Origin of the sequence: Erythrobacter sp. NAP1 (assembly GCF_000152865.1) — a bacterium.
Taxonomy (GTDB): Bacteria; Pseudomonadota; Alphaproteobacteria; order Sphingomonadales; family Sphingomonadaceae; genus Erythrobacter.
This window is the reverse complement of the sequence record NZ_CH672390.1, coordinates 2,554,920-2,574,775: the sequence shown is the minus strand read 5'-3', so window position 1 is coordinate 2,574,775 and position 19,856 is coordinate 2,554,920. Positions and strand designations below refer to the sequence as shown.

Below are 19,856 nucleotides of genomic sequence, written 5' to 3'. Positions count from 1 at the left end.
TACTTATTCTCCGCGTAGGATGGGCGTGCCATCCGTGTCCGTATTGTCGTCCTTTTCGCGCATGAAAAGGCTGCGCGCAAGGATGATGACGACGCCGATGGTGATAGCGGCATCGGCGACGTTGAAGATCATGAAGGGCCGAAAAGTGCCGATGTGAAAGTCGGCATAGTCGATCACGTAGCCCAGCGAATAGCGATCGTAGATATTCCCGATCGCTCCACCCAGAATGAGGCCAAGGCCGAGAATATCGCCCAAGAGCCGCTCGCGCATCATCCACACCAGCACCACCAGCGCGATCAGAGCGGTCATGGCAACAAGCAGCCAGCGCATCTCCATATTGGTCGCCTGCAGCATCCCCAGCGAGATGCCGCGGTTCTCGGTATAGGTGAGGTCGAAGAACGGGATGAGCTCGATGTGGCGCACGCTGCGCAGGTTGAGTGGGCCGATCACATACCACTTGATGACCTGGTCGATGCCCGCAACAAACGCCGCGAGCGCCAGCCCGATCATCCGGTTACGAGTGAAAAGGTCGCTCATGCTGCGCTGTCCATCTCAGAGACAACATTATCGCACCGCCCGCACAACGCGCCGTCTTCGGACACGTCGGGAAGCAGGCGCCAGCAGCGGCCGCATTTTGCATCTGTGGACTTGGCGACGATCACTTCGTCTCCATCGCCGCGCGTCACTGTCCCGGTGATGAACAATTCGGCGAGCTGTTCGTCGGTCACGCCCTCAGGCACCGCGCTTGCGGGGACAGTCACGACCGCCTCGTTGCTCGAACGGATGACCTTCTCGCGCCGCAGCGGCTCGATTGCTTCTGTCACGCGCTCGCGAAGGGTGCGCAGGGCGTCCCATTTCGCGCGGTCAGCGGGGACCGCGGGCACGCTCGGCCATTCGAGCAGGTGGACGCTGCCGCCCTGTTCGTCGTCCTCGGGATAGCGGGTCTTCCATACTTCTTCAGCGGTAAAGACCAGCACCGGCGCAGCGTAGCGAACCAGTGCATGGAAGAGCAGGTCGAGCACGGTGCGATAGGCATTGCGCGTGGTCGAATTCGGTCCGTCGCAATAGAGCGAATCCTTGCGGATATCGAAGAAGAACGCGGAGAGATCCTCGTTGCAGAAATCGACCAGCAGGCGGGTGTAGGTGTTGAAGTCGTACTCTGTCGCGGCCTTGCGCAGCTTGCCGTCTAGCTCGCTCAACAGTGAGAGGACGTAGACCTCAAGCTCCGGGATTTCGCCCGTGTCCGACATATCGCCGACGAACCCGTCGAGCGCGCCGAGAAGGTACCGGAAGGTGTTGCGCAACCGGCGATACTGGTCCGAGACACCCTTGACGATCTCGTCGCCGATGCGGTGGTCTTCGGTGAAGTCGACGCTGAGCGCCCAAAGGCGGATGATGTCCGCGCCGGTCTGCTCCATCATCTTGACCGGGTCGGTCGTGTTGCCGAGCGACTTCGATTGCTTGCGCCCCTTGGCATCCATGGTGAAGCCGTGAGTCAGCACCTGATCGTAGGGCGCGCGACCGCGTGTTGCGCAGCTTTGCAGGAGCGAGGACTGGAACCAGCCGCGATGCTGGTCGGAGCCCTCGAGATAGAGGTTGGCGGGCCATTGGAGGTCCGGCCAGCGCCCGCTTTCCAGGACGAAGGCGTGGGTGCAGCCCGAATCGAACCAGACATCGAGAATGTCGGTTACCATCTCGTAGTCGTCGGGATTGTGCGCATCACCCAGGAATTCGGCCTTGCGCGTCTCTTCCCATGCATCGACGCCTTCTTCGCGGATCGCGGCGACGACGCGGGCATTGACGTCCGGGTCCTGAAGATAGGTGCCGTCCGGCTTCACGAAGAGCGTGATCGGCACGCCCCATGCGCGCTGGCGGCTGAGCACCCAGTCGGGACGGCCTTCGACCATCGCACCGATGCGGCGCTCGCCTTTGGGAGGCACGAATTCGACGCGCTCGATTTCCGCCATGGCGCGGCTGCGCAGCGTGCCGCCGCCGTCGAGCTGGTCGTCCATGGGCACGAACCATTGCGGCGTGCAGCGATAGATGACCTTGGCCTTCGAGCGCCAAGAATGCGGGTAGGAGTGCTCATAATCGGCAGAAGCGCTGAGCAGAGCGCCAGCCTCGCGCAAATCCGAGCAGATCGGACCTTCGGGCGCGTTGAAGGGCTTGTTGATGACGCTGCGACGGCGGCCATCATCGCCACCAAGCCAGAGCCAGTCGTCGCGATAACGGCCATCGTCCATCACCGCAAAAACGGGGTTGATGCCATTCGCCTTGCACAGATCGAAATCGTCCTCGCCGTGGTCGGGCGACATGTGGACGATGCCCGTGCCGCTATCGGTCGTGACGAAGTCGCCGGCGAGCATCGGGCGCGGCGTCGCGTAGAACCCGCCGAGATGGTGCATCGGGTGCCGGACCTTGGTCCCGGCGAGGTCGGAGCCTTTGATGACGAGGTCGGGCTCACTGAAAATCGAAACGCCTAGCTGGTCCGCCGTCGGATTCAGCCGTTTCTTGAACGCCTCGACCAAGTCGGCCGCGACTAGGAAAAAGTCGGGTTCGTCAACGTTTACATTGTCAGACAAGAAGCTTTGGACAAGCCAATACTCAACGTCCGGCCCATAGGCCAAAGCCTGGTTGACCGGAATTGTCCAAGGCGTTGTCGTCCAGATAACAGCTTTCTTGCCAACCAATTTTTCGATCGGGCTTTCGATAATCTCAAACGCCACGTCGATCTGCGGGCTATCCGTCAAGTCCTCGTACTCGACCTCGGCCTCAGCCAGAGCGGTCTCCTCGACCGGGGACCACATCACCGGCTTCGAGCCGCGATAGAGGTTGCCTGCCTCGGCAAACTTCATCAGTTCGGCGACGATCGTGCCTTCGGCCTCGAAATCCATCGTGAGGTAGGGATTGTCCCAGTCGCCCATGATGCCGAGGCGCTTCAGCTGCTCGCGCTGCGTGTCGACCCATTTCTGCGCGTAGGCGCGGCATTCGGCGCGGAATTCGCGTGGCTCGACCTCGTTCTTGTTGCGCTTCTTCTTGCGGTACTGCTCTTCGACCTTCCACTCGATCGGGAGGCCGTGGCAGTCCCAGCCCGGAACGTAGGGCGCATCCTTGCCCATCAGGTTCTGCGTGCGGCAGACCATGTCTTTGAGGATGTGGTTGAGCGCATGGCCGATATGCATGTCGCCATTGGCGTAAGGAGGGCCATCGTGAAGGATAAACTTCTCGCGCCCGCGACGTGCCTCGCGCAATTTCTTGTACAGCCCAATCTCGCGCCAGCGTGCCTCAATGCCCGGTTCCTTCTGCGGAAGGCCGGCTTTCATCGGGAACGCGGTCTTGGGAAGGAAGACCGTATCTCTGTAATCGCGCTTATCGTCAGACATAAGGCGCAAGCCGTTAGGACATCTGGCGCAGGTGCGAAAGCCTTATTGCGCCCTTCATTGCCGAGCGCGGCGTCGCTCGAGCCCTGCCTGGCCCGCTTCGATCTCCGCTCGGGTGCGATTGTCGAAGCGCTGGTAGAGCGCCGGGGCAAGGTTGAAGGTGTCCTCGACCCAGATATGGCCGTTATAGCTGTCGGGGATCTGGGTGAATTGTTCGGGCAGGATAAGGCCGGTGTTGGGCTCGCCCGAAACGTATGGTCCGGTGACGATGATCCGCCCGCCATGCGCTTCCATCCGGGCGATCAGGCGGTTGGGCCAACCCCAGAACAGCCATTGGTAATTGAGCGGGATGACCATGGTCCTGCCTCTGCAAGAGGAGGGCAGGTAGCCACTCCAGCCCAGCGCCAGATACTCGGTTGCGCAAGTCCGCGCTTCGGCGGGGCTCCAAGCCCAGGCATCGGGATGAAGCTCGCGCACACGGCCGATCACGGTTGGAGCGCCGTAGAAGGCATCACCCTTGACCTCGGGGTCGCGCCCGGCTTCTGCGAGCTTGGATGCGACAAGATCAGCCTCTGCCGAATCATCCGACTTGAAATTTATCATCAACCGCCCGCGCGGGGGCAGCGCGCGCGCCACTTCGACCAGTGTGGGCATTTTGCCGAGGCCGCTACCACGCAATGGATAGGTTTCGCCGCCGTCCGCGGTGTAGCCATAACCGATATCGAGAGCGCGCAACTCCTCAGCCGTGGCCTCGCGAACCGGGCCGGAACCATCGGTGCGGCAATCGAGCGTCCAGTCGTGGAACAGCATGACTTCGCCATCGGCGGTGGGTGCAACGTCAACCTCGACAAAGGCCGCGCCCAGCTTGTCGGCGCGAAGCACCCCGTCGCGGGTGTTTTCGAGATAATCGTGAAACGGCTCTTCGATTCGCGTCGCCGTGCAGGTGTCGCGCTCAACGCCTGCGCGGTCGAAATCCTGCGCGATCCCCCGGTGAGCGATCAGCTGCGGCGAGCCTACCGGAACCGGCGCAAGCCAGCTGGCATTGGTGACCGACAGGATAAGAACCGCAAGGGCGAGCGCAAGCAGGCCCCAGCGCAAGACACGCTTCATCCGAGCAGTTCTCTTGCCCGGTCGCAGTCGCGCTCCATCTGCACCATCAGATCATCGAGGCTGTCGAACCTGGCCTCGCCGCGCAGGAAGTGGTGGAAGGCAACCTCGATCTCCTGCCCGTAAAGGTCGCCGGAGAAGTCAAAGAAATAGGGTTCGAGCAATTCCTTGGGCGGTTCGAACTGTGGGCGGATGCCGATATTGGCGGCGCCTTTCAGTTCTTGGCCAGTCGCGAGGATTTTGCCGGTGACCGCGTAGACGCCGTATTTGGGGCGCAGATAGGTGTCGATCGCGAGATTGGCGGTCGGATAGCCCAGCTTGCGCCCGTTCTTGTCGCCGTGTTCGACGATCCCGCGAATGGCGAATGGCCGCGTGAGCAATTCTGCCGCCAGTTCCGGCTTGCCCTCACGCAAGGCTTCGCGCACGCGGCTGGACGAGACGACATCGCCATGCCCCTCGACCGCCTCGACCACTCGGGATTTGAGGCCCTTCTGGCTTCCGAAGTCGCGCAGGAGATCGACGTTGCCCTTCGCGCCCTTGCCGAAAGTGAAATCGCCACCGGTTACCACGCCGTAAGCGCCGAAGCGTTCGATCAGGATGTCGGTTATGAAGTCTTCGGCTGGCGTTCCTGCCAGTTCGCCGTCGAAGTGGAACACCAGCATCGCCGTCGCTCCGGCGGCAAGATAGAGTTCCTGACGCTGTTCGAGCGTGGTTAGCCGAAAGGGCGGGACGTCGGGGCGGAAGAACCGCACCGGATGCGGGTCAAAGGTCGCGATTATCGAAGGACGGCCTTCTTCATGCGCCCATCGGATCGCTTCACCCGCGACCGCCTGATGGCCCCGGTGAAATCCGTCAAAATTGCCGAGCGCAATAACCGCGCCGCGCAGCGCCTGCGTGACCTGTTCGCGGTGGTCGAGCCAGCGCATCAGCTGTGCTCCTCCGCGCTTTCTTCATCCTGGCGAACATAGGTGACGAAGGAATAGGCTGGCATCTCGCCATCCGCCGTGTGGTCTTCACGCGCTTCCACTTTCCATTCCGCGCCGAGCGGTTTCATGAATACATCGCCCTTGTACTCGGCATGGATTTCGGTGACTTCGATGCGGTGCGCCACAGGGCGAAACACGTCGTAAATCGCCGATCCGCCGACGACCGCGATTTCGCCGGTCTCGTTCCCGTCCTTTGCCGTAGCAATCGCCTCATCGACACTGCAGACATGCTCCGCGCCTTCACTGTCCCAGCTGTCGCGCCGGGTCAGGACGATGTGGCGGCGACCGGGGAGAAGGCCGGGCAGGCTCTCGAAGGTCTTGCGGCCCATGATCATCGGCTTGCCCATGGTAAGCGCCTTGAAGCGCTTGAGGTCGGCAGGGATGTGCCATGGAAGGCGGCCCTCGAAACCGATCGCGCCGTTGGATGCACGCGCGTAAATCAGGACAATTTCGTAGTCTTCCATCGCGCTGATTATGTCTTGTGGCTGACCCGCGTGACATGCCCCATCTTGCGGCCCTCACGCGCTTCGCGCTTGCCGTAGAGGTGCAGGTGCGGCTCGCCATCTTCTGCCAAGATCTGATGGGCGGATTGCGCATCCTCTCCCACGATGTTGCGCATATCGATGCTGGCGAAGCGGGTTTCGGTAGCGCCCAGGGGAAGGCCGCAAATGGCGCGGATGTGGTTTTCGAACTGGCTCGTCGCTGCGCCTTCAATGGTCCAGTGACCTGAGTTGTGCACGCGCGGAGCCATCTCGTTGAAGACCGGGCCTTGCTTGGTTGCGAAGAACTCAAGCGTCAAAACGCCGACATATTGCAGAGCGTCGGCAGTCTGGCGTGCAATATCGCGGGCGATCTCGACCTGTGCCTCGACCGATGGGCCGGCGGGCAGGGTCGAGCGCACCAGCATGCCGCCTTCGTGCGTGTTGGCGGTCGAATCCCAGATACGCACCTCGCCGTCATGCCCGCGCACGAGAATGACGGAAAACTCGGCATCGAAATCGACCATGCCCTCATACACGCAGGGGCGACCGGGAAAGCGCACGCCTTCGGCTTCATGCGCAGAGGCAATGCGCCACTGGCCCTTGCCGTCATAGCCTTCGCGCGCGGTCTTGAGGATGCCGGGCGTTCCGATCCGATCCAGAGCGCGGCGGAAATCCTCGTCGCTTTCGACACGCATGTAAGGCGCACACGTCGCGCCAAGCTCTTCGACGAAGCGCTTTTCGGCCAAGCGGTCCTGCGCCACTTGAAGCGACTTTGCGCCGGGTGCGAGGCGATCTGCCGGCATTGCATTCACTGCGGTGAGAGGGACGTTCTCGAACTCCCATGTCACCACATCGCACTGGGTGGCAAACGCTGCGAGCGCAGCGGTGTCGCCCCAGCCGTTCTCGAAAAAGTCTGCGCACAGGTCGGCTGAAACATTGTCGCCTGCTGGCGCATATCCGATGCAGCGATAGCCTAGCTGGCTTGCCGCCATCGTCAGCATCCGGCCAAGCTGGCCTCCGCCAAGGATACCAATTGTCGATCCGGGGGTTGCGACTTTCATTCCGGCGCCTCTGCAACCGCATTGCTGCGCGCTGCTCGCCAGTCTTGCAGCCTCTCGGACAATTCCTCGTCGTTGATGGCAAGGATCGCGGCCGCCATCAGCGCCGCATTGGTCGCGCCAGCCTCGCCGATTGCGAGGGTTCCGACCGGAATTCCGGCTGGCATTTGCACGATAGAGAGAAGGCTATCCATTCCCGACAGCGCCTTGGACTGAACGGGCACGCCGAGCACGGGAAGGTGTGTCATTGCAGCGATCATTCCGGGAAGGTGCGCCGCGCCGCCAGCGCCCGCGATAATGACATCGAACCCTTCGCCTTCAGCGCCCTTGGCAAAAGCGCTCATCCGGTCTGGCGTTCGGTGGGCTGAGACGATCCGCGCCTCGTGTTCGACTTCGAGTTCGTCGAGTATCTCGCTCGCGCAGCACATGGTTGGCCAGTCCGACTGGCTCCCCATTACGATTGCTACTTTCCCTCCCACTTGAGTTCTGCCCCTCAGCTGTCTTTCAAATAATACCGCTCGCCAGGCGTCATAGTATCATCGAATTCGTAGACGATCGGTTGACCGGTTGGAATCTCCAGCCCGGTAATGTCCTCATCAGAGATATTCGAGAGGTGCTTGACCAGTGCGCGCAGGGAATTGCCGTGCGCCGAGATGATGACTGTCTCTCCGCTGGAAAGAACGGGAAGAATGTCGCTTTCCCAATAAGGCAGCACGCGCTCGATCGTGAGCTTGAGGCTTTCAGTATAGGGAACGTCGATCCCTTCGTATCGTGGATCAGCCCCGGGGTCGTACTCGCTGCCCGGCTCCATCGGAGGGGGCGGCGTATCGAAACTGCGACGCCAGATGTGGACTTGCTCGTCGCCGTGCTTGTCCCGGGTTTCCTGCTTGTTGAGCCCCGTGAGGCCGCCATAGTGCCGCTCATTGAGGCGCCAGTCCTTGGTAACCGGCAACCACAGGCGGCCCATCTCTTCCAACGCCAGGTTGAGTGTCTTGATCGCGCGGGTCTGGAAGCTGGTGAAGCAGGTCGTGGGCAGGACGCCTTTTTCCTTCATCAGCGTGCCCGCGGCCTTGGCTTCGGCCACACCCTTTTCTGTGAGATCGACGTCCCACCACCCCGTGAAGCGGTTTTCGAGGTTCCACTGGCTCTGGCCGTGGCGGACCAAAATCAACTTAGGCATGTCGGCTCCCGCGAGACGGGGTCCCTTGCGCCCGCCATCAAGAGACAGCGCGTTAGCCCTCAGGCGCGTCCTTGGAAACCCCGTTCTCGCCTGATTCGGCTTTCATCTCACGGCTCTGGGCTTTTCGGCGGCGCAGGTTTTCGCGCAGCTTGGCCGCCATGCGTTCTTCTCGCGACATTTTCTTGCCAGTATCGTCGTTCATGCGAAACGCCTTGCCCCGTCCGCAATCTCTCATCAAGCCCGCGCTTGACATTCGCCGCGCACCCGACAATAGGGCGCGCCTCGGTTGGCTGCTGTAGCTCAGTGGTAGAGCGCACCCTTGGTAAGGGTGAGGCCGAGAGTTCAATTCTCTCCAGCAGCACCATCCCTCTTTCATCCTTATCGCTATTCGCATCGCGGCGACTGCGGGCGGCCGGTCGGCCTTGCGAACCCTTGCGGGTTCGAGTGGCTTCCTTCTTCATCGGCTCTGCCTGACGGTTCACCGAATGCGAGGCGCTTTTGGCCTTGCGTGTGCGCGCCGGGTTCATCATCTATCGTTGCATGAGCGATACAGGTGGGGACGACGCCGACAAGAACGGCAAGACCGCGGGCAGCGCGCGGCAATTGTTCGGACACAAGGGCGGCGCAAAGCCTTGGGATGCGCCCAGAACTCCTCCGCCTCCTCCCCCGGCTGAGAGCAAGGACACCTCCTCCGCACCCTATCCGCGCGATGCGACCTACACACCGCGTCCGTCTGCTGAGGAAAAGCCTGCCGCATCCTCCGAAGCCAAGGCCGAACTCGAATCGCAGCTGGGGCCGCTAGACGATGAAGGCGAGCTCACGAAGCTGCACCCCAACTACAAGCTGCTGATGCGAGTGGGTGCGATTATCGTTGCGCTCGTCATTATCGGGGGCGCGGCAGTGCTTGAGCTGGCGCTTAGCCAGGAAATTGATTTCCCGACCGGCATCATTCTCGGCCCAGCGGTGCTGGTTGCGCTGTTCATCGCGATCCGCATTCCGCTCGCGCGCTATAATGCGCGCGGCTATCAGATCAGCCGCGACCGCCTGCGAGTGGTGCGCGGGATACTGTTTCGCTCGGATACGGTCGTGCCGTTCGGCAGGGTTCAGCATATAGACGTAGATCAGGGACCGATCGAGCGAGCGCTCGATATTGCGACGCTGACGCTTCACACCGCAGGAAGTCACAACGCCTCGGTCCGGTTGCCGGGACTTGGCCATGCCTTGGCTGTCGAAATGCGCGAAACGATCCGCGCTCACATCAAGCGCGAGACATTGTAAGCGCACATGGTCGAACCGGCCCCTGCACCAGCGCGCATGAACGAGCCGCGCAACACGGATCCCAAAACCATTATGGTGGGCGCCCTGGCAAGCGCTCAGAACTCGATCCTACCTGTCGCCGCGATCATGTTCAGCACCGGCGGTTTCGGACTGTTGGTCGCCATTCCAGCAGCGCTCGCCATCATCGCGATCGGGACGGCATTCAGTTATCTTGCATGGAAGCGCCTGACATACACAATCGGGCGGCAGGATATCCGGGTCGAAAGCGGCATCTTGAGCCGCGCGGCGCGCTCGGTCCCGTATGAGCGCATTCAGGATGTCAGCCTTGAGCAGAAACTGATCCCGCGCCTCTTCGGTCTCGTAGCGGTCAAGTTCGAAACCGGCGCAGGCGGCGGCGAGGACCTGAGCCTGTCCTATCTCACCGAGGAACGCGGTGAAGAGCTGCGCCAACTTGTCCGCGAATGGCGCGACGAACAAAGCGCCGAGGCAAGCGCTGATCCCGGGGAGAGCGTTCCCGCGAAGGCAGTCAAGGAGCAGGCTGAACCCCTCTTCACGATGGGAACGGGCAGGCTCTTCACTTTCGGGCTGTTCGAATTCTCGCTCGCTGTTTTCGCCGTGCTGGGCGGCCTGCTGCAATATGCCGATACCCTGTTCGACTTCGAGTTCTGGGACCCAGACATCTGGCGCGGCTGGATCGATCAGACCGGCATAGACCTCAGCGCACTCGATGCGACGATGCAGATCCTTGGCGCGATTGCAGGGATTGTCGTCCTGCTGATCATCGGCTCGCTCACGGGTATGATCCGCGTCTTCACCCGCGAATGGGATTTTCTGCTCGAGCGTACCGCGCGCGGCTTCCGCCGCCGGCGCGGGCTATTCACCAAGACCGACGTCGTCATGCCGATCCACCGGGTTCAGGGTGTGAAGCTCAATACAGGCTTCGTACGATATCGCTTCGGTTGGCACGGCCTGAGTTTCGTCAGCCTTGCGCAAGACATGGGCGCATCAAGCCACGTCGTCGCCCCGTTTGCTAAGCTTGGCGAGATTGCTCCCATCGTCGAAGCGGCAGGATTCAAGCTGCCGGGTGAGGATGCAGACTGGCGACGAGCAAGCGGGAAATACCTGGTCGACAATACGATTATCGAATCGATCTCGTTCGTGATCGGGGCTGTGGTCGCTGGCATCGCGACCGCGATTTACGCGCCTGAGTGGGTGGAAGTCGCAGTCGGCATTCCACTCGTGCTCGCTGGCCTGACGGTTGTCGCGAACGCGCTTGCCTGGCGTTTTCAGCGCCATGCGCTTGGCGAAGCTCAGATCATGTCGACGCGCGGCGTGCTTGCCCCAAAAAGCCAGATCGCGACGCGGCTCAAGCTGCACTCGGTCGAGATTTCGCAAGGACCGATTGCGCGGCTGCGCGGCTATGCGACCATTTATTTGGGTCAGGCAGGTGGTACTTTCTCGATCCGCGGGGTGCCTATTGAGCGTGCGCGCGAGCTGCGTGGCATGGTGCTGGAAACGATTGCCGCGACCGATTTCTCGCAACTGGAAAGCCAGACCGCCTAGGCCTTGAGGTCAGCCCAATCGGGGTTCTCGTCGAACTTCTTAGCGACGTATGAGCATTGCGGGACGATCTTGAAGCCCTTTTCGCGCGCATCCGACACCAGCCTTTCGACCAGCAAGCCTGCAACCCCGCGCCCGCCGATAGCAGGCGGTACGATCGTATGCGTCGCCACGCGCACATCGGCGGCGACCTGCTCTTGCGGAAGGCCCGTTTGCGGCTCCCATTCAAGGTGGCCCTGCGCGTCCTCGCCTTCGACATTGGCGACGTACTTGCCGCCCTGCCCCTGCGCGTGGTGAGTGATCGAAACTTTCTCGGCAATGTCGGTCATGGGAGCTTCTCCTTCTTGCCATAAACGCCTGCACGGTTAGAGGCGTTCCACGATGACCCAGATGAAGCCCTTCCTCTCCGACAACGCGGCGCCCGTCCATCCCAAGGTCTGGGAAGCGATGCGCGCTGCCGACAGCGCCGACAACCCCTATGACGGCGATGCGCTGAGCGCCGAGCTCGATGCACGGTTCTCCGATCTGTTCGGGCGCGAATGTGCCGGGCTGTGGGTGGCGACGGGAACGGCTGCGAACTGCCTCGCGCTTGCCACGATGTGCCAGCCGCATGGCGGCGTGGTGTGCCACGAAGAGGCGCATATCGAGGTCGATGAAGGCGGTGCTCCGGGTTTCTATCTCCATGGCGCAAAGCTGATGCTGTGTGAGGGCGAAGGCGCGAAATTGACGCCAGAGGGCATTTCCGCGCTGATTGGTCCGATCCGCGACGATGTGCACCAGGTGCAGCCGCACGCCATCGCGATCACGCAGGCGAGCGAATATGGGCGCAGCTACACTTTGGCCGAGATCGAAGCGCTAAGCGCTTTTGCCACAGAGCGCGGCCTTGGCTTGCACATGGACGGGGCGCGCTTTGCAAACTCCGCTGCATTCCTTGGCGGGTCGGCAAAGGACGCGGCAGGCCCGGTCGACAGTCTCGCTTTCGGCTTCATCAAGAATGGCGGCATGAGCGCAGAGGCCGTGGTGCTGTTCGATCCTGAACAGGCTGACCTCGTCAAGTATCGCCGCAAGCGTGCTGGGCACCTGCAATGCAAGGGCCGCTATCTCGCGGCTCAGGTCCTCGCGATGCTCGACGGCGACCTCTGGCTCGAAAACGCGCGCCACGCCAATGCAGCGGCGCAAGATATTGCGAGCGGTTGCGGCGACCGGTTGATGCATCCGGTCGAAGCGAACGAGCTTTTCGTGCGTCTCTCGCCAGCAGAGCGCGAGGCGCTTCGTGCGCAGGATTTTGCTTTTTACGACTGGGGCGAAGACGCAGCGCGGTTCGTGACGGCATGGGACACCCGCGAGGATCACGCGGTCGCGCTGGGCAAGGCCATCGCCAGCTTGTGAGCGCCGCCACACCTCAAGTCCTCAATTGGCGTGTGATCGTCCCCTTCGTGCTGACCGGCACGATCTGGGGCTCGACCTGGCTAGTCATCACCGGGCAGATCGACGGAGTGCCCGCCGCTTGGTCGGTGTTCTATCGTTTCCTCCTGGCGACGCCCGCACTGTTCCTCGTCGCCTTTTTCATGAAGCGCCGCCTCAAGCTGACGGGGCCAGAGCATAGGCTCGCCCTGCTCGTTGGCATCTTCCAGTTCAGCGGTAACTTCCTATTCGTTTATCACGCCGAGCTTTACGTCACCTCAGGTATCGTCGCGCTGATGTTCGGTCTGATGATGGTGCCGAACGCCCTGCTCGCGCGGGCTTTTCTCGGTGAGAAGGTGCAGGGCGGCTTCATGCTGGGAAGCGCGATTGCTATAGTCGGCGTGTCGTTCCTGCTCATCCACGAATGGACGTCCAATCCTAATGCAGGGGTGATCGGGGGCAATGTTGGCCTAGGCATCATTCTCGCGCTGCTCGGCATTCTTGCAGCATCGGTCGCCAACGTGATCCAGGCCAATCCGACCGGGCGCGCAGTTCCGATGGTGAGCCTGCTTGCATGGGCGATGCTGTACGGGACGATCTTCGATCTTGGCTTTGCTTTGCTGACCGCGGGCCCGCCTCCGCTGCCGACAAATCCGAATTACTGGGCAGGCATCGTCTATCTAGCGCTGATCGGATCGGTCATCACTTTCCCGCTGCACTACAATCTCGTGCGCGAGATCGGCGCGGGGCGCACGGCGTATAACGCGATCCTTACGATTTCGGTCGCGATGCTGCTGTCCACGGTATTCGAGGACTATCGCTGGACGAGCCTCACCATCACCGGGATGGGCCTAGCGGTGATCGGGATGGTGCTTGCGCTCAGGTCAAAGCAGCGCCGATAATCCTTCGACATAGGTCGGGTACTTTAGCTCCCAGCCAAGCACGCGCTTCGCTTTGCCATTCGCCACGCGGCGGTTCTCCGAGTAAAATCCGAGAGCCATTTCAGAGAGGTTGGCTTCCTCCAGAGTCTGCATCGGGGGCGGCTCTACTCCAAGCAACCGGCACGCATACTCGGTCACCGCATTGCCGCTCGCCGGAAGGTCATCGCCGAGATTGTAAGCGCCCGGCGGCGCGTCTTGCGTCAGCGAAGCGGTCACGCCGCTCGCAATGTCCTCGACGTGCACCCGGCTGAAGACCTGTCCGGGAAGATCAATTCGCCGCGCCTTGCCCTCGCGCACCCGGTCGAGCGCGCTGCGACCTGGTCCGTAAATACCCGGCAGGCGAAAGACGCGCGCGCCCATCTCCATCCACGCCGCATCCGCATCCGAACGCGCATTGCGGCGACCTGTGCCAGTGGGTGAGGCCTCGTCCACCCAGGCTCCCTGCTGGTCGCCGTAAACGCCTGTCGATGAAAGGTAGTAGAGCGCACGTCCCCTCAGCTCTTTGCCGTAGGCCTCGAGCACCGGATCGGCCCCCGCCTTGCGATCGGGTGGAACCGAGGACAGGACGTGGCTCGACTTCGCGATCGTATTCATCACCGCGCCGCGATCGTCGAAATCGATATCGCCGTCGCTGCCCGTCGCGCTGACGCTCCAGCCTTGCTCCTCGAGCTTCGATTTGATCCGTTTTGCGGTGTAGCCGAGGCCGAATATGAACAAATGCGCCATGCCAAACGTTCTAATCGCTGGACCCGCCCTCAAATCAACTTAAATCGAGACTTATGGATATCGCCACGAACCCGACGAACCCCGAAGGCAACCCCGAACTCGCCGATGCAGCGCCTACGCCGCATGAGCCGCCGGTGATCCGGCGAGAGGATTACAAGCCCTATCCCTGGCTACTTCTTGAGACCCATTTGCACTTCGACCTCGGGATCGAGAAGGCGCGGATCACCTCAAAACTGTCAGTTGAACGCAATCCGGCAGCAGAGGCATCGAGCGAGCTGCGGCTGAATGGCGACGGCCTCACCGCGCTCGGCGTCACGGTCGATGGCGAAGCGGTAGACGACTGGCAGATGGATGGGGCCGATCTCGTCCTAACGCTTTCCGGCGATACTCACACAGTCGAGATCGTCACAGAGATCGATCCGAGCGCCAACACCCAGCTGATGGGACTTTATGCCTCGAACGGCATGCTGTGCACCCAGTGCGAGGCTGAAGGCTTCCGCCGCATCACTTTCTTTCCGGACCGCCCCGATGTCCTTTCGACCTACCGGGTGCGGATGGAGGGTTCGAAAGAGCAATTCCCGATCCTTCTTTGTAACGGCAATAAGGAGGCCGAGGGCGACAAGGGTAATGGCCGCCACTTTGCCGAGTGGTTCGATCCGTGGCCCAAGCCTTCCTACCTCTTTGCACTGGTCGCAGGCGATCTGGTCGCTAACAGCGGACCTTTCACCACCGCATCGGGCCGCGAAGTCGAATGCAATATCTGGGTCCGCAAGGAGGATCTCGCGCGCACCGACCACGCGCTCCAGTCGCTTCACCGCTCGATGAAGTGGGACGAGGAGGTCTTCGGGCGCGAATACGATCTCGACCTTTATAACATCGTTGCGGTCAGCGATTTCAACATGGGGGCGATGGAGAACAAGGGCCTCAACGTCTTCAACACCAAATACGTGCTTGCCGATGTCGATACAGCGACCGATGGCGATTTCGACGGTGTGGAAGGCGTGATCGCGCACGAATACTTTCACAACTGGTCGGGAAACCGCATCACCTGCCGCGACTGGTTCCAGCTGAGCCTCAAGGAAGGTTTCACCGTGCTGCGCGACCAGCTGTTTTCGCAGGACATGCAAGGCGAAGCGGTCAAGCGGATTGAGGATGTGCGCATCCTTCGCGCGGCGCAATTCCCAGAGGATGCCGGGCCATTGGCGCATCCGATCCGCCCGGACAGCTATCGCGAGATTTCGAACTTCTACACCGCGACGGTCTATAACAAGGGCGCCGAGGTCATCCGCATGATGCGTTCGATGGCAGGGGTCGAGCGCTTCCGCCAGGGCACCGATCTCTATTTCGACCGCCACGACGGCGAAGCGGCAACCTGCGAGGATTTCGTCAAGGCGATCGAGGACGGCGCAGGCCTCGACCTTGAGCAGTTCCGTCTGTGGTACTCGCAAGCGGGCACCCCTCGCATCCACGTTATGCAGGAAGAGAAGGACGGCGCTCTCGTCCTGACGCTCAAACAGGTGCTTCCGGCAACACCGGGACAGATCAACAAGCAGCCGATGCCAATCCCGCTGCGCGTTGCGGTGCACAGCCGTGCGAGCGGGGCGCTGGGCGAGGAGCAGTTGATCGTGCTCGACAAGGAAGAAGGCAGCTTTGAGCTTCCGCTTGCTGGTGCGGACCCGGTCGTCTCGATCAACCGCGGCTTCACCGCTCCGGTGGTGATCGAGCGCGAACTGGCGCGCGAAGACCTCGTTTTCCTGGCTGCAAAGGACGATGATCCTTTCGCGCGCTACGAGGCGATGCAGGAGCTGGCCGTCGAGCATCTCGTCGCGACAGCGCGTGGCAAAGGCTCCAGTGAAGGCGAGGCCGCGATCATCGAGGCGATGAAAGCGATCGTCACCGACGAAGCGCTCGACGATGCGATGCGCGGCGAGTTGATGATGCTGCCGAGCGAGACCTACCTCTTCGAAGCGATGGCGAGCGGCGAGGAAAAAGCCGACCCCGGCGCAATTCACGAGGCGCGCGAGGCGCTCAAGGCGGCAATCGGTCGCGAATGCGCAAGCGAGCTTCACGCGCTATACGACCGCGCCGAGAAGGTCGGTTTCGACGATCCGGCCGGTCGCGGCGCGCGCAAGGTGAAGACCGTGGTGCTGGGCTTTGCCGCAGCGAGCGATCCTGCCAAGGCGGCTGAGCTTGCCGCGCATCAATACGACAAGGCCGACAACATGACCGACCGGCAGGGCGCCTTGATGACGCTCGCAGGTCTCGATTGCCCCGAGCGCGAGACGCGGCTGGCTGACTATTACGAGCGCTATTCCGACAACGCTCTGGTGGTCGACAAGTGGTTCACGCTTCAGGCGCTCTCGCTTCATCCCGATGTGATCGAGCAGGTAAAGGTGCTTGCCGAGCACAAGGACTTTACGATGAAAAACCCCAACCGCGTGCGCTCGCTCTACATGGCGTTTGCGGGCAACCCGCAAGGCTTCCACGCAGCGGACGGGGCGGGGTATCGCATGATCGCTGACGTCATCCTCGAGCTCGATCCGATCAACCCGCAAACGGCTGCGCGCTTCGTATCGGCGCTGGGTCGCTGGCGGCGTATCGAGCCTAAGCGAGCCGCGCTGATGAAGGGCGAGCTTGAACGGATTGCGGAAGCCAAGAACCTTTCGCGCGACACCTACGAGCAAGTCAGCCGTTCGCTCGATGGGTGATAGCGGCGAACCCGTGAGCGCGAAGGACACCCCGTTCGATATCGCGCGCAGCGACGTGCTCGAAGGGGTGCCGCACGGGTTCTTTGGCCATGCAGGCGGCGCGCATCAATTCGGTTATGGCGGGCCGGGCGATGTGCGCGACATCCGCGAACTGCGCGCGGCTGCGGCCAATGCGATACGCCCCGGCGCGCCGCTGATGGCTCCGCATCAGGTCCACTCGCCCGAAGTCGTGACGATCGGCACGCCAGGAACGCGCAAATGGGCTGATGAGGAACTCAACCGCCCGGTCGCCGACGCCGTCGTGGCCAAGCGTGATGACGTCGTGCTCGGCATCGTTACCGCCGATTGTGGCCCGATCCTGTTCGCCGATATCGAAGCGGGTGTGATCGGCGCTACGCATGCGGGATGGCGCGGCGCGCACAATGGCGTGCTCGAAAACACCGTCGCCGCGATGGAAGCGCTGGGCGCCAATCGTGAGCGGATTGCGGCTGCGCTTGGTCCGACGATCGCTCAGGAGAGTTACGAAGTCGACGCCGTGTTTCGCGAGCATTTCGATGCGTCGCAGGACAGCTTTTTCGCCTCGGCCCCCGAGCGTGAAGGCAAGGAGAGGTGGCATTTCGACCTACCGGCTTTCATCCTGTCACGCTTGCGTGAAGCGGGCCTGTCGCGGGTCGGATGGGTCGGCAGCGACACGCATGTGCTTGAGAACAGGTATTATTCCTATCGCCGTGCGAGCCAGGCGGGCGAGCCAACCTATGGACGGCAGCTCAGCGCGATAGCTTTGCCTCGCACCTAAAGGCCGCTCAGGGCGGTTTTGCGCGGCTTGCACGAGAACGAACAGGCAGTGTTCAAAACACGGTTGGATTCTTGCGAGATTGCCGTATATCGCGCCCAACAGCCGGAACTGACCGCTCGAAGGAGCGTTATGAAGCCGGCCGGGATATTCACCATGGCTCTAGCGCCGGACGGGGCGAAGAGTTTCAACTGAAGCCACGAAGAGCAAATGCGCTTCGTGGCAAAACGAGCAGGGTAATACGTTATGGCTTCCACTGCAGAGGGTACCGAAGAGGGCGTTCGTCGCCGCGATTGGATCCACATTGCAGCTGTCAGCACGGCCGGTGTCGGCGGTGCGTCCGTTCTCTTCCCGTTGATCAGCCAGATGGCTCCGACCGCAGACGTGCTCGCCGCGAGTACGACTGACGTCGACGTCTCCTCGCTTGAGCCGGGTCAGTCGATCAAGGCCGTTTTCCGTGAGCAGCCGCTCTTCGTGAAGCGCCTGACGCCTGAAGAAATCGAAGAAGTGAATGCAATCGACGCAGGCGGCCTGCGCGATCCGCAGACGCTCGAAGATCGACTTGGCGTCGGAAACGAGGACATTCTCATCAATCTCGGCGTGTGCACCCACCTTGGCTGCGTGCCGCTTGGTGCTGCCGAAGGCGAGAACAAGGGTGAGTTCGACGGGTATTTCTGCCCGTGCCACGGTTCGCACTACGATGCGCTCGGCCGCATTCGCAAGGGCCCTGCACCGACCAACCTCGAAGTGCCAGAATTCAGTTTCACGACCGAAACAACCATCCGTGTCGGGTGATCGTTCGTACCTGAACGCGCACCTGAAAATTTATCGCTGAGAACAAGCAAGAGATCATTATGAGCTTCGCCTGGGCAAATCAGTACGAACCGAAGAACGACTTCACCAAGTGGCTTGATGAAAAGCTTCCGGTTCCGCGGCTGGTCTACAACGCAGTGGGTGCCGGCTATCCGGTTCCGCGCAACCTAAACTACATGTGGAACTTCGGCGTGCTCGCCGGCTTCTTCCTCGTGTTCCAGATCATCACCGGCGTTGTCCTCGCGATGCACTATGCCGCGAACACCGAAGTTGCGTTCGGCCAGATCGAACACATCATGCGCAACGTGAACTACGGCTGGCTGCTGAAATACGCCCACGCCAACGGCGCAAGCTTCTTCTTCGTCGTCATCTACATGCACATTTTCCGCGGCTTGTATTACTCATCCTACAAGGCTCCGCGCGAGATGATCTGGCTGCTCGGCGTGGTCATCTTCCTGCTGATGATGGCAACCGCGTTCATGGGCTACGTCCTTCCCTGGGGCCAGATGAGCTTCTGGGGTGCGAAGGTTATCACCGGTCTGTTCGGCGCCATTCCGTTCATCGGTGAGCCGCTGCAGATCTGGCTGGTCGGCGGCTATGCGCCGAACGACTCAACCCTGAATCGCTTCTTCTCGTTGCACTTCCTGATGCCGTTCATCATTGCCGGCACCGTGATCCTGCACATCTGGGCGCTTCACATTCCAGGCTCGTCGAACCCGACTGGCGTCGAAGTGAAGCAGGAAAGCGACACCGTTCCGTTCCACCCGTATTATACGGCGAAGGACGGCTGGTTTCTGGGTCTCATCCTCATCTTCTTCTCGGCAATCGTGTTCTTCGCTCCCAATGCGCTGGGCCACGCTGAGAACTGGATCGAAGCCAACCCGCTTTCGACCCCGGCGCTGATCGTTCCGGAATGGTACTTCTACCCGTTCTACGCGATCCTGCGTGCCTTCACCGGCGACCTCACCATTCCGTTTACCGGTATCGTACTGATCGAAGCCAAGCTGCTTGGCGTGATCGCGATGTTCGGCTCGATCCTGGTGTGGTTCTTCCTGCCGTGGCTCGACAAGAGCCCGGTTCGCTCGGGCTCCTATCGTCCGCTGTTCAAGAAGTTCTTCTGGTTCGGCCTCGTGCCCTGCATGGCTGGTCTGTTCTACCTTGGCGGCGCCAAGGCTGAAGAGCCCTACATCGTGCTCAGCCAGATCTTCACGGCTTACTACTTCCTTCACTTCTTGGTGATCTTGCCGATTATCAGTCAGATCGAAGTGCCCAAGCCGCTGCCGTTCTCGATCACGCAGGCTGTACTTGGCAGCGACGACACCCCCGGCGGCAAGTCGGGCGGCGGTGACAACCCGGGCGAAGTGGTCAAGCCGCTTCCCGGTGGCGACACCGACGGTTCGCTGCAGCCGGCCGAGTAATCGAGCCAACACCATTCACTGA

Annotated in this window: 19 protein-coding genes and 1 tRNA gene; 9 read left to right on the top strand and 11 right to left on the bottom strand. The window is 61.5% G+C overall.

What is annotated here, in order from left to right; genetic code table 11:
• Positions 1 to 3 precede the first annotated feature (3 nt).
• Genes lspA through NAP1_RS16595 form a run of 9 tightly spaced genes read right to left on the bottom strand, consistent with a single transcriptional unit; the run spans position 4 to position 8,395 of the window.
• The gene (gene lspA, locus NAP1_RS12290) at positions 4 to 537 is read right to left on the bottom strand and encodes a signal peptidase II (protein WP_007165632.1); all 534 of its coding nucleotides are present in this window, start codon (positions 535 to 537) and stop codon (positions 4 to 6) included.
• The gene (gene ileS / locus NAP1_RS12285) at positions 534 to 3,383 is read right to left on the bottom strand and encodes an isoleucine--tRNA ligase (RefSeq protein ID WP_007165631.1); all 2,850 of its coding nucleotides are present in this window, start codon (positions 3,381 to 3,383) and stop codon (positions 534 to 536) included. Before ileS ends, lspA begins: the two co-directional genes overlap by 4 nt.
• 54 nt (positions 3,384 to 3,437) lie before the next feature.
• A complete protein-coding gene (locus tag NAP1_RS12280) occupies positions 3,438 to 4,490 on the bottom strand; it encodes a glycerophosphodiester phosphodiesterase family protein (protein WP_007165630.1) in 1,053 nt (350 codons plus the stop codon).
• Positions 4,487 to 5,413 (bottom strand): bifunctional riboflavin kinase/FAD synthetase, encoded by a 927-nt coding sequence (locus tag NAP1_RS12275; RefSeq protein ID WP_007165629.1) that lies wholly within the window; start codon positions 5,411 to 5,413, stop codon positions 4,487 to 4,489. Before NAP1_RS12275 ends, NAP1_RS12280 begins: the two co-directional genes overlap by 4 nt.
• Positions 5,413 to 5,937: a dihydrofolate reductase gene (locus tag NAP1_RS12270; RefSeq protein WP_007165628.1), complete on the bottom strand. Its 525-nt coding sequence runs from the start codon at positions 5,935 to 5,937 to the stop codon at positions 5,413 to 5,415. The genes NAP1_RS12275 and NAP1_RS12270 overlap by 1 nt, the downstream gene beginning before the upstream one ends.
• Positions 5,938 to 5,945: 8 nt before the next feature.
• A complete protein-coding gene (locus tag NAP1_RS12265) occupies positions 5,946 to 7,016 on the bottom strand; it encodes a 5-(carboxyamino)imidazole ribonucleotide synthase (RefSeq protein ID WP_007165627.1) in 1,071 nt (356 codons plus the stop codon).
• On the bottom strand, positions 7,013 to 7,492 hold the full coding sequence (gene purE, locus NAP1_RS12260) for a 5-(carboxyamino)imidazole ribonucleotide mutase (RefSeq protein WP_371170270.1): 480 nt from the start codon (positions 7,490 to 7,492) through the stop codon (positions 7,013 to 7,015). The genes NAP1_RS12265 and purE overlap by 4 nt, the downstream gene beginning before the upstream one ends.
• 14 nt (positions 7,493 to 7,506) lie before the next feature.
• Positions 7,507 to 8,193, bottom strand: a complete 687-nt coding sequence (gene gpmA, locus NAP1_RS12255; protein ID WP_007165625.1) for a 2,3-diphosphoglycerate-dependent phosphoglycerate mutase — start codon at positions 8,191 to 8,193, stop codon at positions 7,507 to 7,509.
• Positions 8,194 to 8,245: 52 nt separating this feature from the next.
• The gene (locus tag NAP1_RS16595; protein WP_007165624.1) at positions 8,246 to 8,395 is read right to left on the bottom strand and encodes a hypothetical protein; all 150 of its coding nucleotides are present in this window, start codon (positions 8,393 to 8,395) and stop codon (positions 8,246 to 8,248) included.
• An 87-nt stretch (positions 8,396 to 8,482) separates the two neighbouring features.
• On the opposite strand from NAP1_RS16595, the gene NAP1_RS12250 reads away from it, so the two are divergent.
• The 3 genes from NAP1_RS12250 (at position 8,483) to NAP1_RS12240 (ending at position 11,034) form a co-directional block, all read left to right on the top strand.
• A tRNA-Thr gene (locus NAP1_RS12250) sits at positions 8,483 to 8,557 on the top strand.
• Positions 8,558 to 8,733: 176 nt separating this feature from the next.
• The gene (locus NAP1_RS16680) at positions 8,734 to 9,471 is read left to right on the top strand and encodes a PH domain-containing protein (protein ID WP_241761216.1); all 738 of its coding nucleotides are present in this window, start codon (positions 8,734 to 8,736) and stop codon (positions 9,469 to 9,471) included.
• 6 nt (positions 9,472 to 9,477) lie between these two features.
• On the top strand, positions 9,478 to 11,034 hold the full coding sequence (locus NAP1_RS12240) for a PH domain-containing protein (RefSeq protein ID WP_007165622.1): 1,557 nt from the start codon (positions 9,478 to 9,480) through the stop codon (positions 11,032 to 11,034).
• On the opposite strand, the gene NAP1_RS12235 is transcribed toward NAP1_RS12240, so the two are convergent.
• Positions 11,031 to 11,360 carry a GNAT family N-acetyltransferase gene (locus tag NAP1_RS12235; RefSeq protein WP_007165621.1) on the bottom strand — a complete coding sequence of 110 codons (330 nt, stop codon included), beginning with the start codon at positions 11,358 to 11,360 and terminating at the stop codon, positions 11,031 to 11,033. The two genes, NAP1_RS12240 and NAP1_RS12235, sit on opposite strands and share 4 nt — an antisense overlap.
• A 52-nt stretch (positions 11,361 to 11,412) precedes the next feature.
• On the opposite strand from NAP1_RS12235, the gene NAP1_RS12230 reads away from it, so the two are divergent.
• Together NAP1_RS12230 and NAP1_RS12225 are read left to right on the top strand one after the other, a co-directional pair.
• On the top strand, positions 11,413 to 12,420 hold the full coding sequence (locus NAP1_RS12230) for a low specificity L-threonine aldolase (RefSeq protein WP_007165620.1): 1,008 nt from the start codon (positions 11,413 to 11,415) through the stop codon (positions 12,418 to 12,420).
• Positions 12,417 to 13,337 carry a DMT family transporter gene (locus tag NAP1_RS12225; protein WP_007165619.1) on the top strand — a complete coding sequence of 307 codons (921 nt, stop codon included), beginning with the start codon at positions 12,417 to 12,419 and terminating at the stop codon, positions 13,335 to 13,337. The genes NAP1_RS12230 and NAP1_RS12225 overlap by 4 nt, the downstream gene beginning before the upstream one ends.
• Here NAP1_RS12225 and NAP1_RS12220 read toward each other — a convergent pair.
• The gene (locus tag NAP1_RS12220) at positions 13,320 to 14,102 is read right to left on the bottom strand and encodes a hypothetical protein (protein ID WP_007165618.1); all 783 of its coding nucleotides are present in this window, start codon (positions 14,100 to 14,102) and stop codon (positions 13,320 to 13,322) included. The two genes, NAP1_RS12225 and NAP1_RS12220, sit on opposite strands and share 18 nt — an antisense overlap.
• Positions 14,103 to 14,155: 53 nt before the next feature.
• Here NAP1_RS12220 and pepN point away from each other — a divergent pair, with 53 nt between their 5' ends.
• The 4 genes from pepN (at position 14,156) to NAP1_RS12200 (ending at position 19,834) form a co-directional block, all read left to right on the top strand.
• Positions 14,156 to 16,810, top strand: a complete 2,655-nt coding sequence (gene pepN / locus NAP1_RS12215) for an aminopeptidase N (RefSeq protein ID WP_007165617.1) — start codon at positions 14,156 to 14,158, stop codon at positions 16,808 to 16,810.
• The gene (pgeF, locus tag NAP1_RS12210; protein WP_007165616.1) at positions 16,803 to 17,606 is read left to right on the top strand and encodes a peptidoglycan editing factor PgeF; all 804 of its coding nucleotides are present in this window, start codon (positions 16,803 to 16,805) and stop codon (positions 17,604 to 17,606) included. Before pepN ends, pgeF begins: the two co-directional genes overlap by 8 nt.
• A 243-nt stretch (positions 17,607 to 17,849) precedes the next feature.
• Complete coding sequence (petA, locus tag NAP1_RS12205) at positions 17,850 to 18,398, top strand: ubiquinol-cytochrome c reductase iron-sulfur subunit (RefSeq protein ID WP_007165614.1); 549 nt, start codon at positions 17,850 to 17,852, stop codon at positions 18,396 to 18,398.
• A gap of 59 nt (positions 18,399 to 18,457) precedes the next feature.
• Complete coding sequence (locus tag NAP1_RS12200) at positions 18,458 to 19,834, top strand: cytochrome b/b6 (RefSeq protein WP_007165613.1); 1,377 nt, start codon at positions 18,458 to 18,460, stop codon at positions 19,832 to 19,834.
• The last annotated feature ends 22 nt before the right edge of the window (positions 19,835 to 19,856 follow it).

Coding starts and splice junctions, on each gene's coding strand:
- NAP1_RS12265 (WP_007165627.1), bottom strand. CDS start 7,016: ATGAAAGTCGCAACCCCCGGATCGACAATTGGTATCCTTGGCGGAGGC.
- lspA (WP_007165632.1), bottom strand. CDS start 537: ATGAGCGACCTTTTCACTCGTAACCGGATGATCGGGCTGGCGCTCGCG.
- NAP1_RS12270 (WP_007165628.1), bottom strand. CDS start 5,937: ATGGAAGACTACGAAATTGTCCTGATTTACGCGCGTGCATCCAACGGC.
- NAP1_RS16680 (WP_241761216.1), top strand. CDS start 8,734: ATGAGCGATACAGGTGGGGACGACGCCGACAAGAACGGCAAGACCGCG.
- NAP1_RS12200 (WP_007165613.1), top strand. CDS start 18,458: ATGAGCTTCGCCTGGGCAAATCAGTACGAACCGAAGAACGACTTCACC.
- ileS (WP_007165631.1), bottom strand. CDS start 3,383: ATGTCTGACGATAAGCGCGATTACAGAGATACGGTCTTCCTTCCCAAG.
- petA (WP_007165614.1), top strand. CDS start 17,850: ATGGCTTCCACTGCAGAGGGTACCGAAGAGGGCGTTCGTCGCCGCGAT.
- NAP1_RS16595 (WP_007165624.1), bottom strand. CDS start 8,395: ATGAACGACGATACTGGCAAGAAAATGTCGCGAGAAGAACGCATGGCG.
- NAP1_RS12220 (WP_007165618.1), bottom strand. CDS start 14,102: ATGGCGCATTTGTTCATATTCGGCCTCGGCTACACCGCAAAACGGATC.
- NAP1_RS12275 (WP_007165629.1), bottom strand. CDS start 5,413: ATGCGCTGGCTCGACCACCGCGAACAGGTCACGCAGGCGCTGCGCGGC.
- NAP1_RS12230 (WP_007165620.1), top strand. CDS start 11,413: ATGACCCAGATGAAGCCCTTCCTCTCCGACAACGCGGCGCCCGTCCAT.
- pgeF (WP_007165616.1), top strand. CDS start 16,803: ATGGGTGATAGCGGCGAACCCGTGAGCGCGAAGGACACCCCGTTCGAT.
- gpmA (WP_007165625.1), bottom strand. CDS start 8,193: ATGCCTAAGTTGATTTTGGTCCGCCACGGCCAGAGCCAGTGGAACCTC.
- pepN (WP_007165617.1), top strand. CDS start 14,156: ATGGATATCGCCACGAACCCGACGAACCCCGAAGGCAACCCCGAACTC.
- NAP1_RS12235 (WP_007165621.1), bottom strand. CDS start 11,360: ATGACCGACATTGCCGAGAAAGTTTCGATCACTCACCACGCGCAGGGG.
- NAP1_RS12280 (WP_007165630.1), bottom strand. CDS start 4,490: ATGAAGCGTGTCTTGCGCTGGGGCCTGCTTGCGCTCGCCCTTGCGGTT.
- NAP1_RS12240 (WP_007165622.1), top strand. CDS start 9,478: ATGGTCGAACCGGCCCCTGCACCAGCGCGCATGAACGAGCCGCGCAAC.